At 40.0% G+C, this 12,063-nt stretch carries 13 protein-coding genes; all 13 read right to left on the minus strand.

All coding sequences use genetic code 11. The annotated features are described in order from the left end of the window. Window positions 1-25 precede the first annotated feature (25 nt). Window positions 26-628, minus strand: a complete 603-nt coding sequence (locus ACSVH6_RS09290) for an alpha-ketoglutarate-dependent dioxygenase AlkB family protein (protein WP_438077766.1) — start codon at window positions 626-628, stop codon at window positions 26-28. Window positions 629-699: 71 nt separating this feature from the next. Continuing rightward, entirely contained in the window at window positions 700-1,401 is a 702-nt protein-coding gene (aqpZ, locus tag ACSVH6_RS09295) for an aquaporin Z (RefSeq protein WP_438077768.1), read from the minus strand. Between the two features lie 125 nt (window positions 1,402-1,526). Then, on the minus strand, window positions 1,527-2,531 hold the full coding sequence (moaA, locus tag ACSVH6_RS09300) for a GTP 3',8-cyclase MoaA (RefSeq protein ID WP_438077770.1): 1,005 nt from the start codon (window positions 2,529-2,531) through the stop codon (window positions 1,527-1,529). Further along, on the minus strand, window positions 2,518-3,435 hold the full coding sequence (gene moaCB / locus ACSVH6_RS09305; protein WP_438077772.1) for a bifunctional molybdenum cofactor biosynthesis protein MoaC/MoaB: 918 nt from the start codon (window positions 3,433-3,435) through the stop codon (window positions 2,518-2,520). Before moaCB ends, moaA begins: the two co-directional genes overlap by 14 nt. 1 nt (window position 3,436) lies before the next feature. After that, entirely contained in the window at window positions 3,437-3,883 is a 447-nt protein-coding gene (locus ACSVH6_RS09310) for a molybdenum cofactor biosynthesis protein MoaE (protein ID WP_438078015.1), read from the minus strand. Continuing rightward, complete coding sequence (locus ACSVH6_RS09315; protein WP_438077773.1) at window positions 3,883-5,217, minus strand: DUF6986 family protein; 1,335 nt, start codon at window positions 5,215-5,217, stop codon at window positions 3,883-3,885. Before ACSVH6_RS09315 ends, ACSVH6_RS09310 begins: the two co-directional genes overlap by 1 nt. Before the next feature lie 60 nt (window positions 5,218-5,277). Continuing rightward, window positions 5,278-6,126: a 2-oxo-4-hydroxy-4-carboxy-5-ureidoimidazoline decarboxylase gene (gene uraD, locus ACSVH6_RS09320; protein WP_438077775.1), complete on the minus strand. Its 849-nt coding sequence runs from the start codon at window positions 6,124-6,126 to the stop codon at window positions 5,278-5,280. A 7-nt stretch (window positions 6,127-6,133) separates the two neighbouring features. Then, the gene (locus tag ACSVH6_RS09325) at window positions 6,134-7,552 is read right to left on the minus strand and encodes a urate hydroxylase PuuD (RefSeq protein WP_438077777.1); all 1,419 of its coding nucleotides are present in this window, start codon (window positions 7,550-7,552) and stop codon (window positions 6,134-6,136) included. Further along, complete coding sequence (gene alc / locus ACSVH6_RS09330; RefSeq protein WP_438077779.1) at window positions 7,552-8,568, minus strand: allantoicase; 1,017 nt, start codon at window positions 8,566-8,568, stop codon at window positions 7,552-7,554. The genes ACSVH6_RS09325 and alc overlap by 1 nt, the downstream gene beginning before the upstream one ends. Continuing rightward, window positions 8,550-9,875 (minus strand): allantoinase AllB, encoded by a 1,326-nt coding sequence (gene allB / locus ACSVH6_RS09335; protein ID WP_438077780.1) that lies wholly within the window; start codon window positions 9,873-9,875, stop codon window positions 8,550-8,552. Before allB ends, alc begins: the two co-directional genes overlap by 19 nt. An 86-nt stretch (window positions 9,876-9,961) precedes the next feature. After that, window positions 9,962-11,050 carry a ThiF family adenylyltransferase gene (locus tag ACSVH6_RS09340; RefSeq protein WP_438077782.1) on the minus strand — a complete coding sequence of 363 codons (1,089 nt, stop codon included), beginning with the start codon at window positions 11,048-11,050 and terminating at the stop codon, window positions 9,962-9,964. Window positions 11,051-11,061: 11 nt separating this feature from the next. Next, window positions 11,062-11,313, minus strand: a complete 252-nt coding sequence (locus tag ACSVH6_RS09345; RefSeq protein WP_438077784.1) for a MoaD/ThiS family protein — start codon at window positions 11,311-11,313, stop codon at window positions 11,062-11,064. A gap of 3 nt (window positions 11,314-11,316) precedes the next feature. Beyond that, window positions 11,317-12,063: a sulfite exporter TauE/SafE family protein gene (locus ACSVH6_RS09350; RefSeq protein WP_438077786.1), complete on the minus strand. Its 747-nt coding sequence runs from the start codon at window positions 12,061-12,063 to the stop codon at window positions 11,317-11,319.

Genomic DNA, 12,063 nt, shown 5'->3' on the forward strand with positions numbered 1-12,063 from the left:
TTTTATCTCTAATATAAGAAAGAAATTATTTGATTATCCGAAATGTAAGATTTATTCGTGGGCCAACAGGCTTGGCGGTTTTCGGAATCTGATGCTTCCAAAAATGTTGAGTAGTTCCTTTCATTATCAACAAACTTCCGTGTTCCAGATTGATTTTCAGTTTTTGATCTTTGATTGAATTGTGCTGCAATTGAAAACTTCTCTCCGCACCAAAACTCACCGAAGCAATTACAGGATTACGGCCCAGTTCTCTCTCGTTATCGGCATGCCAACCATTACTGTCTTTACCGTCACGATAAAAATTGAGTAAAACTGTGGTGAAATTTTCTTGGCAAATCTCTTCAATTTCATTTTTAATAAACATGAGTAACGGAGTCCAATGATGGGGCTGCATTACAATGTTTGAATAGCTATAAGGATTCCCTTCATTACCAAACAAAGCCGTCAAACGCGGTTGAGGATGGGTCTTTCCATAAACTGTTATTTCATCTTGCTGCCAGGGAATTTCATTTTTCAGTTTATCAAAAAACTCAGCAGCACGAAGGCCATCAAAAAAACTGGGATAATACTCAATATCCGCATCGGGAAGGTTGAAAGTTATTTTTTCTTTGGGAAACAGTGAATTCATTCTTCAAAAATAAAGAGAAAAAAACGAATGTTTCACTCTTTTCTCTTTATAAAAAATGTTCGGTTATTTTATTACACTTCCTTGTTGCTCAGAAGCATTTTATAAATAAATCCGCCAACCAAAGCACCGGCAATCGGGGCTACCCAGAACAGCCAAAGCTGTGACAACGGCTCGCCTTGGGCAAACAAGGCCTGCGAAGTAGAACGGGCCGGATTTACCGAAGTATTTGTAATTGGGATGCTAATCAGGTGGATTAGAGTCAGTCCTAAACCAATGGCCACACCGGCAAATTTACCATTCGCCATTTTATCTGTAGCACCAATAATGATTAGCAAGAAAAACATGGTCAAAACAAATTCGGCCGCAAAAGCCGAAGTCATCGAATACCCATCAGGGGAAAAGGCCCCATAGCCGTTGGTCGCAAAGGCTCCGGCTTTGGTATTATCAATCACCACACCTTTTCCTGTAAGAATGAAGAGCAAAGTACCGGCAGCGGCAATCCCACCCAAACACTGTGAGATAATGTAAGGCAGTAAATCTTTACCCGAAAATCGACCGCTAGCCCAAAGTCCAAAAGAAACAGACGGGTTAAAATGCCCGCCCGAAATGTGTCCCACAGCATAAGCCATGGTCAAAACTGTTAATCCAAAAGCTAAAGAAACGCCCATAAACCCAATACCTAAGTTGGGGATTCCGGCGGCAAACAAAGCACTGCCACAGCCGCCAAAAACAAGCCAGTAAGTCCCAAAAAATTCTGCGAATAGTTTTCTCATACGATTTGATTTAAACCATGGATGACCATGATTGGTTAGTCATTTAAAATTACGAGGAAAAACACCAATCACAAATTGGACGTAACAAACTTATTAACAAGGTTCTAAACTAGAAAAACAATCAATTACCCACCTATGGCAATCATGCTGCGATTTTGTGAAAAAAGTGTCGGATTTTGAAATTTCAAATCGTCATCCATTCCGCCGCGAACGGCATTTTTGCTTGACAAATTTTGATGAATCAAAGGAAGGATTGATTCGCCCGCGCGCAAAGTCTCCAGTAAAGCGGTTTCCGTATTGGAAAACAAACAATTCTTCAACTTCCCGTCTGCGGTCAATCGAATGCGGTTACAAGTACTACAGAATGGATTGGTTACCGAACTAACAATGGCAAAACTGCCTTTAAAGTCTTTTATTTTAAAGTTTTTGGCGGTGTCATTCGCGGAATCTATCAAACGTTCTATACTACTGATTTTATATTGTGTTTGGATGGTTTCCAACACTTCGGCATAGCTTACTAATTTGGATTTGTCCCATTGATTTCCATTAAACGGCATGAATTCTATAAAGCGAACCTGAATGTTTTTGTGTTGCGTGAGCGCAATAAAATCAATAATCTCAACATCGTTAAATCCTTTAATTAAAACGATATTGAGCTTCACCCGAAAACCTTCCCGAAGCAATAAATCAATATTTTGCTGAACTGTTTCAAAATAATGACGGCGTGTTATCGTGTTAAATTTATCTTTGACTAAACTGTCTATGCTGATATTTATCGTTCTGATTCCGGCTGTTTTGAACGTTTCGGTGAAATGGTGTACCAAAATGCCGTTGGTTGTAATGGTCAAGTTTATGGCTAGTTTTCCCAAGGCCAAAATAATTTCTCTGGCATCTTTTCTGACCAAAGGTTCTCCTCCCGTTAACCTGATTTTTTTTACTCCCAATTCCACAAAAGTTTTTGCAATCGCAATGATTTCATCTGCAGTCATCAGATGGGGTTTCGGTGTAAGGGTTATCCCTTCTTCGGGCATACAATAGGTACACCGTAAATTACAATGCTCTGTGATTGAAATACGCAAATAATCGTGTTTGCGACCAAAAGAATCCTCGAGTAATTTATCGTTTTCCATGGTCAAATCCGTTCAATAATTTAAACAAATGCAACACAGAAGGAAAAACAGCATCTATGGATTCTGAAGCACCGCTAACAGAACCGGGCAAGGCCATTACAAGCGTATCTCCCTTGAAACCTACCACGCTTCGGGAAAGCATGGCAAAAGGAGTACGCTCTTGGCCATAGGAACGAATGGCTTCTTCAATACCAGGAATCCTTCTGTCCAAGAGCGGAATCAAAGCTTCGGGGGTAACATCATTATGAGACAAACCGGTACCTCCGGTCAGGATAATCAAATCCATTTTTTGTGCACAAAGGCTGTGAAGGGTGTGTTGAATTTCGGTTACTCTATCCGGAATAATATCGTATTGTGTTACCTCTAATCCCAATTTTTGCAGTTTTTCAGTAATCACTTTACCCGAGCGGTCTTCTTTACTTCCGGCTGAAACACTGTCGGAACAAACGACTACAGCTACACTTAAGTCGAGTTTCTCAGCTGTGCCAAAATCCGACTTCCCTCCTTTTTTATGTACTAATTTGACCGTAGAAATTTCCACTTGTTTGTCAATAGGTTTCAACATATCATATATCGTCAACGCCACAATTGAAGCCCCATGCATGGCTTCCACCTCAACACCGGTTTTGTAAATAGTTTTTACTGTTACCGCTATTTTAATACTATCATCCAGACATTCATACTCGATTCCGGTGAACTCAATTGGCATAGGGTGACAATCAGGAATGCTGTTTGATGTATTTTTCACAGCAAATAATCCGGCCGTTCTGGCGACTTCCAACACATCACCCTTAGGCACTTTTTTGTCTAAAACCGCCCGAATAGTATCTTCGGAACCAACGGTCACAATAGCTTGTGCGGTAGCTGTTCTGAGTGTCGTTATTTTATGCGTAATATCAACCATGTCAGGTGTTTTTTTTCCAGATATATGTTTTGTCTTCCAAAATTTCTTTGCCAAAAACCGGGGTTTTTTCTTTGATGGCTTCCACCAAAAACTGTAAAGCGTCATAGACTACTTTTCGTCTTGGTGCCGATACAAATACAAAAAGACAAATTTCGCCCGCTTTTACCATGCCTAAACTGTGGTAAATATGAAGGCATGTCAATTCATATTTAGCAAAAGCCGCTTCACGAATGTCGTACAAAATTTGTTCTGCCATTTCTTCATAAGCGGAGTACTCAATGGCAATTACTTTTTTACCGTCAATTTCATCAGCCCTAACCTGACCTAAAAAAATATTGTGTGCCCCAATCGAAGTTTTCGTTTGATGCTTGGCAATTGCCGTCCCGATGAACTCCGCCGATATGGGACCGGAAATAAAGGAACTTTTTTTAGGTTTCTCGGCAGTCATCATTTAGCAGCTCTGTTTTCCAAAATTTTCTTAAAAGAGCGACCGCGAATTTCGTCTAAAGTCAATCCCGTAGCTAATACTTCTTCTTCGGTAATAGCACCACTGTTTAACGCTCTGAGGAAATAATTCAGCAACCCTTGACCGGTAGCGGCATCATCAAATACATCTCCGATTAAAGTGGCTCTCGCCGCTTTTTCCACAAAAGTTTTCAAGCGGTCTACGGCATCATCATAACTTTCCAAAAAGAACGCATACACCGCAGCATAACGCATTGGAAACTGTGCCGGATTCAAATCCCAACCTTGGTAATAGCCATTCCATAATGAATGACGAATATGATCATACCCTTTTTTCCAGGCTCTGTGTACCACTTGTCTGTTTTCTTCTTCCTGTTCCGGAGTCAAATCCCCACGGTGCGGACCGATAGGCATCGTGTTCGTAGCCCCGTCACTTAACCAAATGCCGGTATGGGCCAAAGCTACTTTAGTCATATGGTGGGCAAAATCACAAACAGGGTGATCCATTTCCTGATATTTGGCCGTAATACTGCAACTGGCCGTATAATCATACGTTCCGAAATGCATGGCAATACAACGTCCTTGTGCTGCTTTAATGAATTTGTATAACGGATTGGTTCCGTCTATGGCCATAATCGCTTGTGTCGTTTCTACCATCATTTCCATTTTCAGGATTCCTTTCGACAGTTTTAATTCTTCCTCCAAAATAGCAAAGAAATTGGCTAAGGTTTCCGGTTGCTCCGGTATGGTCACTTTCGGTAACATTACCACAAAATTCTCCGGTAACTTCCCTCCCGTTTCTTTTACTAAAGTACTTAAGAAGATATCTAAAGTGCGTAACCCGCGTTCTTTCATTTCTTCCGTAAACGGTTTGATACGAATACCTATAAATGGTGAAAGAGTGTTATCAGTCATTCCTTTAGCCACTTCTTTGGCTGCCGTAACTGCTGTAGCATCTTCTTCTTCATTGCTTCTGTTGCCGTAACCGTCTTCAAAATCAATACGGAAATCTTCAATGGCTTCCGATTTTAATTTGGCAACCACTTTATCATAGATACGTTTGCTGAAATCATTCCCCCCAGTCAAGCCAAACGCTTTCCCGAACACTTCGTGATTCGGCGCGTAGGTTTCTAAAATTTCTAAGGCTCTTTGTCCCAGTGTCATTGGGGCATCCGATTTGAACAAATTGGCACCGCCATATAACGTATGTACCGGTTGACGCTCGCTGCGGTCACCAGGATATATTTCGTTAAAAGTGTTATTAGCTTTGCTCAAGCTTTGGAACAATTGTTCCTTTTTATCATTGGGAATTGTCATAATTCTGATTTTTAATATCTATTCTCTATATACTGTTTTCTTGCTCTTACTTCTTTCTTATCAACTACCTCTGTAGGTACTGTACCCAAAAGGATTTACTAACAACGGAACGTGATAATGGGTTTCGTCAAAAGTGGTAAACTGAATTTCTACTTCGGGATAAAACGTTTTCAGGTTTTGCTGTTGGTAGTAACGACCGGTATCAAAAACCATTTTGTAGGTATCAGGCTTTAGATTTCTGTCTTGTGGCAACAAATCAGGAATGCGACCATCACCATTGGTAATACCTTGTGCAATAGTTTGCCATACATTATTGCGTTTTGCTTGCAATCTGATAGAGATATTCTTCCCCGGCAACCCGACAGCTGTGTCTAAAACATGCGTTGTGATTTGACTCACTTTCAAGAAACTGAAATCGCCTTCGGTTAATAACTTTTTAAATCGAATGATGGAAATTTTTTGTTGTTCGCCCATCGCAATGTTCAACTCTTCTTCCGGTTCGTTTTTTAATCGATCCAAAAGGATTTGCAGCATTTCATCCGCCGATTTCCCGGTGGCGCAAACAATGAAAATAAAACCGTTTTTGGCCTCATAGTCTGCATTTGCTTGGGCCAAAGCTTGAATCGTTTGTTGAGTCGCTACGGCTACACCGGCTTGCTCTTTCCCGGCAAATTTCTCAGTCAGACTTTTGACATCCCCAATTTTCGGGTGGTGTGTGAAGGATTCTCTCCAATCGGTTTCGCTGCATTGGTTATACCAAATATCGGTTGACAAGTCTACCAATTGTTTTTCGGAAGCAAAAGGAAAGTGTGTCATCATTACATCAACGAATCGGGTCGAACCACAGCAGGCAAACAGCTCTTTGGCTGCCGATTCTTTATCTAAAGTATTGAATGTTGATAAATTCATATCGTATTTATTTTAAGCTCGCACCCTGTTCAATCCAACAACGAATAGTGTTACGCTCTTCTTCGGTAATATTGGTTTTATTGTTCTGCGGCATGGTTTTGGTAATCACCACACGCTGCATAATCAAATCTTTCTTTTTGTATATATCTTCCGGAGTGTCATACATTACACCATTGGGCGCTGCTTTATAAACATCATCCGTAGGATTGGCCGAGTGACATTGAACACAACGTTTTTGCACAATAGCTTGTACTTCGGTAATACTGACTTCCTTTTTACATTCGTAAGGATTGGTACTCGGTGCCGTAATAAAACACGCCGCCAAAAGGATAACCACTGATACCGGTAAAATCCATACGTTGAGTTGTTTCTTTTCTTTCAGATTCAAGTAATGCTTCACACCGGCAGCACCTAACGAAATAATCGCCAAAATCAACCAAGGGTATTCAGACCCGAAAGTGGATGGAAAGTGGTTACTCACCATGACAAACAAGACCGGCAAAGTAAAGTAGTTGTTGTGCAACGAACGCGCCAAGGCTTTTTTCCCTAAGGTTGAATCCAACGGTTGTCCCAATTTGGCCGCTTTTACCATTGCCTTTTGTGAAGGTATAATCACAAAGAACACATTGGCTACCATGATACTGCCTATCATAGCTCCAAAATGAATATAAGCCGCACGGGCACTAAAGACATGACAATAGAAGAAAGCAAATCCAATCAGTATAGCAAAACCAACAAGAGCAAAAGCCAATTGATTTTTGATTAAAGCTGATTTGCACATGATATCATACAACAGCCAGGCAACAACAAAAGAACCAACCCCTGTCAATATACCTTGCGTGGCACTAATGTCAAGAACATTCTTGTCAATAAGTAAGGCGGAAGCATTAAAATAATACACTACAAACAACAAGCAGAAACCGGACAACCAAGTGAAATAGGCTTCGTATTTGAACCAATGCAAATGCTTCGGAATCGTCTTTGGCGCTATCTTATATTTTTCCAAATAATAAAATCCGCCACCGTGAACCGCCCAAAGATTTCCGGCCAATTCCTCGCGTACATCTTCCGTTCGGTTTAAAGCATTCTCCAAAAACACAAAGTAAAACGAGGCACCAATCCAGGCAATACCGAAAGTAATATGCATCAAACGAATGACGATATTGAGCCACTCCATCATGTGGCTTTCCAATGGCGTTCCTTGCACCAAAAAGTAGGTATTGACCAAAATCCCTACTATCGTCAAAAGTATACCGGTGTAGATGTAATTTTGACTCGAAACTTTAATATCCTCTGTTTCCTCGGAATGCTCTTCGGCTTTACTGACTTTTAGTTTCGGCATTCTGTATGACAAATACCCCAGTGTAATTAAAACACTGAAATAGACCACATACAAGATGATCAATATGAATAAGTTAATTTTCACTACTTACTGATTTTTCCAAAAATTCGTAATCGACTCACGCCGCCATCAGGAAAGATATTCAATCGGATATGGGTCACAGCACCTAAAGTAGTAACTTCCTGCACAAACTCGTGAATGTTATCAGCGCTCAACTTTTGTTGCGGTAATAATGTTTTCCAATCGGCATTCATCACATCATCAGTATCGGAAATACAGGCCTCAATGGAACAACTATCAGGATAATTTCCTTTAAAATGGCAGGTATCCACAATGATTCTGTCGACAATGCCTTTGTGCGCCAATTTCAAAATAACCCAGTCACGGTTGTTAGGTGTTCGGTTTCTTTTGGTTTCCCATCCGTCACCCATATTGACACCGCGATTCGGCATAATCAAATTACTCATGGCACTGAAAAACATATCGTTACAAGCAATGGCCTGACCACCATTGATGGCAGCTGCCAAATCAAGTTCTTCAGTAGTTGATACAGCATCCCAGTTTTTGAAAACTTCGCCATAGACGCGTAAACGAGCCACGCCCCCATCAGGATAAATATGCAAACGTAAGTGCGTGAAGATTTCATCGCTTTCACATTCGTAAAAATTCTGTGAACCGGCATCTAAATGTGATTTTGGTAAAATTTCTTTCCAAGCCACGTTTTCCCAATCAGTGATTCCTTCAGTACTTTCCAAATTAACGGCTTCAATGGAAGCATGTGGCGGATGATTGCCTAAAAAGAAATTGGTATCAATATCAAAACCGGTAATTTTCCCCGAAGTAGCTAATTGAATAACCGCCCAATCATGTCCGGGTGTTCTTTTGCGTCGGCTTTCCCAACCGTCCATCCATTTCCCTCGGTCGGTATATTTATCAGCTATAAAAACCCCTCGTGTGGGTAGTATCAAATTCTCTTTTTCGGCAAAAAAATCATCCGTAGCATACAATACTTTTCCACCTAAACGCTCAGCAGCTAAGTCCGTAAGTTGTGTAAATGCCGGTGATTCTTTGATAATCTCTGTTACTTTTGCAAAAGCCATTGTCCTTTATTTTTATTCTTTATTGTTTTATTTTGATAAACGGTAACTCCGTTTACAATTGTTTCATTAACAGTCCCGTATAAATTTTGACCGATATACGGACTTATTTTATAGCGGAATAACACATTATCTTCTTTAATTATTTCACTTCCCTCAGGATTCCAAATCACGAAATCAGCGTCTTTACCAATCTCAATGGTTCCTTTGTTTTTAGCTTTAATAAAATCCGCAGGTTTCGAGGTTACCAAAGGGATAAACTGTTCCAAAGACAAGGTATCTTTCATCGCAGTCCAAGAACCATTTAATAAAAACTGAATTCCGGCGATTCCTCCCCAAGCTTTCTTTAAATTACCACTTCCCATTTCTTTGATACTCGGTGGAGCCGGTGAATGATCGGTGGTCATAAAATCTAAAACTCCAGTCGCAAAAGCTTGTTTCAACTGATCATTATTGGATTTTTCTCTGATAGGCGGCGCACATTTGTAAATACAACTCGCATCCGGTATCATTTCTGCGTTGAAAAAAACATATTGGGTACACGTTTCAGCAGTTATTGGCAACCCTTCTTTCTTTGCAACCTCAATCATACTCAAAGCTTCAGCGGAAGCCACATGCACTATATGAACCGGGCAATTATGTTCACGACATTTCCGTATCATCAAATCAACAGCATCGTTTTCCCATTGTTTTGGTCTACTAAATAAATAATGCCGGTAACTTGTTGGATTATTTTCAAAATCGCAATCAACCTCATTGTCATACAACTCACAATGCGCCAATAATGGTAAATGATACTTCGCAATTATTGGCATGGCTTGGTCTAAATCTTTCTCAGTGACATTGGGGAATTCATCAATCCCGGAATGCGTGAGGAAACACTTCACTCCTACTACACCTGCTTTCATCATTGCTTCCAAATGGGGTGTGTTTCCGGGAATCAATCCGGCATAGAAACCCACATTTACATTGAGTTTTCCATTGGAGGCTTCCAGTTTTTCTTCGAAAGCTTTAAGGGTAGTCGTCACGGGACTTGCATTCAAAGGCATGTCGATAATAGTAGTAGTACCTCCGGCTGCGGCGGCCTGAGTGGCTGTTTCAAAACCTTCCCATTCGGTTCGTCCGGGTTCATTGACATGCACGTGAACGTCGATAACGCCCGGCATGATTACCGCATTACCGAAATCTTCAACATCGGTTAGTTTTTCGAAATCAATAGCGATAATACTTCCGTTTTGGAAGCTTATAGTAGCGGGTTGAATCTTGTCATTTACCCAAACCCTTTGGCTGTATATTTTTCTTTCCTGCAAGGTTATTTTATTTTCAATAGTAAGTCCGCAAGAATTAGTTGCGAACCTACAAATATAGATTTAAATCAAAAAGATACAAGTTTTGTTCAGGGATTTATTGCCGAATTTGTTTTGTCTTTTTCCAAGGCATGGATTCCGTTTTCCAAATGAAAGACCTGACTGAAACCCTTCCGTGTCAAATACTTAGCAGCCATTAAACTTGTTTGACCACGCTGACAGAATAAAACAATCCTTCGGTCTTTGTCTGATGTCTTTAAAAAGCCTTCGAGTTGTGCCAACGGAACCTTTGTTATTGTGGGAATATCTAGTTTTGGTTCTTCATAAGACTCCCGAATATCAACCACTAAAACATTGGGATTATCTATGATTTGCCAAAATTCTTTAGCCTTTATAATTTTAACTTCTGTAGTCTCCTGAAGATTTAAAATGGCCTGTCCGTTTTGCAGTCCTTTATCTATTTCCAATTTGTTTTTTTGAAAATTCATTTTTTGAAAATTGACATTCAAACCATTGTACAAAAGCAACACTCCGCTCAAAACTTCTCCAATTTCTAAAATAATCTTAAGTACTTCATTGGCTTGCATTACACCTAAAACATTAGGCAAAACACCTAAAACTCCGGAGTCATTACAATTTGACACCAAACCGGAATTTACAGGCTCAGGAAACAGGCAACGATAGCTTGGTCCGTTTTTATAATTGAAAACCGAAAGCTGCCCTTCAAATTTGTGAATGGAGGCATATACCATTGGAATTCCTTTTGCTAATGCTACATCGTTAATCAGATATCGGGTCACATTGTTATCTGTGCAATCCACTATAATTTGGTAATCGGAAGCTATTTCAAAGGCATTACTTGTGGTAAAATAATCTGTATACGGAATCACTTCAACTTCTGGATTTTGCTTTAAAATTGCTTCAGCGGCAACTTTGACTTTGAGTTTTCCGCAGTCCTCTTTGACATATAAAAACTGACGGTGTAAATTGGTTTCTTCCACCACATCACCATCCACAATCCCAATATGACCTACACCAGCTCCGGCCAAGTTTTGCAATACCGGACAGCCCAATCCTCCGGCACCAATGACTAATATTTTAGCCCTCCCGAGTTTTTCCTGACCTGAAATACCTATTTCAGACAGCTGAATTTGTTTATTATATCGTTTGTTGTGCATTTTATTCTGAATTATCCTCCTGAAAAAGCCGGTAACAGTGCAATCTCATCACCGTGTTTCAATACCAATGTCAAATCGGAAGCAATCTTATGATTGACGGCAAATATATACTCCACCTTTTTGATTTCGGGAGACGAGTTTTCGAGTGCCAACTTTATATGATTCAGAGTCGGAGTGAAAGCGGTAAACTCCGCAAAATCACTATCCGTCTCCAGTATATCACTGATGATACCATAATATTTTAAAACACATATTATAGTCATAACTTAGGTTGTGTATAATTTTAGAATGGCTATTCCGAGTACAAAACTCAAAACAGTTCGTAAAGTCAGTGTATTGAATTTTCTACTTCCGTAATAGGCTCCAAGTATTCCGCCTATGAGGGCTACAATAATCAATGACAGCGATGCAGTTGGCAAAGTTCCTCCTTTAGATAAAAATCCAAAAAGCCCAGAAATAGAATTCACAAAAATAAATAAAGCCGAAACCGCCGCCGTTTGTTTGATATTGGCCCAGCCTAATAACAAGATGACCGGACTCAAAATAATGCCTCCGCCAATGCCGAGTAATCCTGAAAGAAATCCTATAAGGGCTCCTATGCATAAAGCTAGTGATATGTTTAATGGTTTTCGCACCGTCTTTTCATTGCCAAACAACCCTAACAATCGGGCTACGGCAAATACTAAGACAGTACCTAATGCTATTTTATAATAGCGGGTTTCCATGGTAATCATTCCGCCTAAAAATGAAAAAGGAACCGAAGTAATAGCAAACGGATAAAACAATTTCCATTCAAACTTTTTTTCTCGGTAGAAAAAATAAAACGAAATGGCCGAAACCAAAATATTCAACACCAAAGCTGTGGGTTTCATGAAGGTTACCGGAAAAGCAAACAAACTCATTAATGTCAAATAACCACTGGCACCACCGTGTCCGACACTCGCGTATAAAAAGGCAACTACCAGTAACAAAACCAGCAGCAAAGGAGAATTTATAATATCCGGTAAAAGCAT

It is taken from the genome of Flavobacterium sp. XGLA_31 (genome assembly GCF_051547105.1).
Classification (GTDB): Bacteria; Bacteroidota; Bacteroidia; order Flavobacteriales; family Flavobacteriaceae; genus Flavobacterium.

Coding starts and splice junctions, on each gene's coding strand:
- ACSVH6_RS09290 (WP_438077766.1), bottom strand. CDS start 628: ATGAATTCACTGTTTCCCAAAGAAAAAATAACTTTCAACCTTCCCGAT.
- aqpZ (WP_438077768.1), bottom strand. CDS start 1,401: ATGAGAAAACTATTCGCAGAATTTTTTGGGACTTACTGGCTTGTTTTT.
- moaA (WP_438077770.1), bottom strand. CDS start 2,531: ATGGAAAACGATAAATTACTCGAGGATTCTTTTGGTCGCAAACACGAT.
- moaCB (WP_438077772.1), bottom strand. CDS start 3,435: ATGGTTGATATTACGCATAAAATAACGACACTCAGAACAGCTACCGCA.
- ACSVH6_RS09310 (WP_438078015.1), bottom strand. CDS start 3,883: ATGACTGCCGAGAAACCTAAAAAAAGTTCCTTTATTTCCGGTCCCATA.
- ACSVH6_RS09315 (WP_438077773.1), bottom strand. CDS start 5,217: ATGACAATTCCCAATGATAAAAAGGAACAATTGTTCCAAAGCTTGAGC.
- uraD (WP_438077775.1), bottom strand. CDS start 6,126: ATGAATTTATCAACATTCAATACTTTAGATAAAGAATCGGCAGCCAAA.
- alc (WP_438077779.1), bottom strand. CDS start 8,568: ATGGCTTTTGCAAAAGTAACAGAGATTATCAAAGAATCACCGGCATTT.
- ACSVH6_RS09340 (WP_438077782.1), bottom strand. CDS start 11,050: ATGCACAACAAACGATATAATAAACAAATTCAGCTGTCTGAAATAGGT.
- ACSVH6_RS09345 (WP_438077784.1), bottom strand. CDS start 11,313: ATGACTATAATATGTGTTTTAAAATATTATGGTATCATCAGTGATATA.
- ACSVH6_RS09350 (WP_438077786.1), bottom strand. CDS start 12,063: ATGCTTTTACCGGATATTATAAATTCTCCTTTGCTGCTGGTTTTGTTA.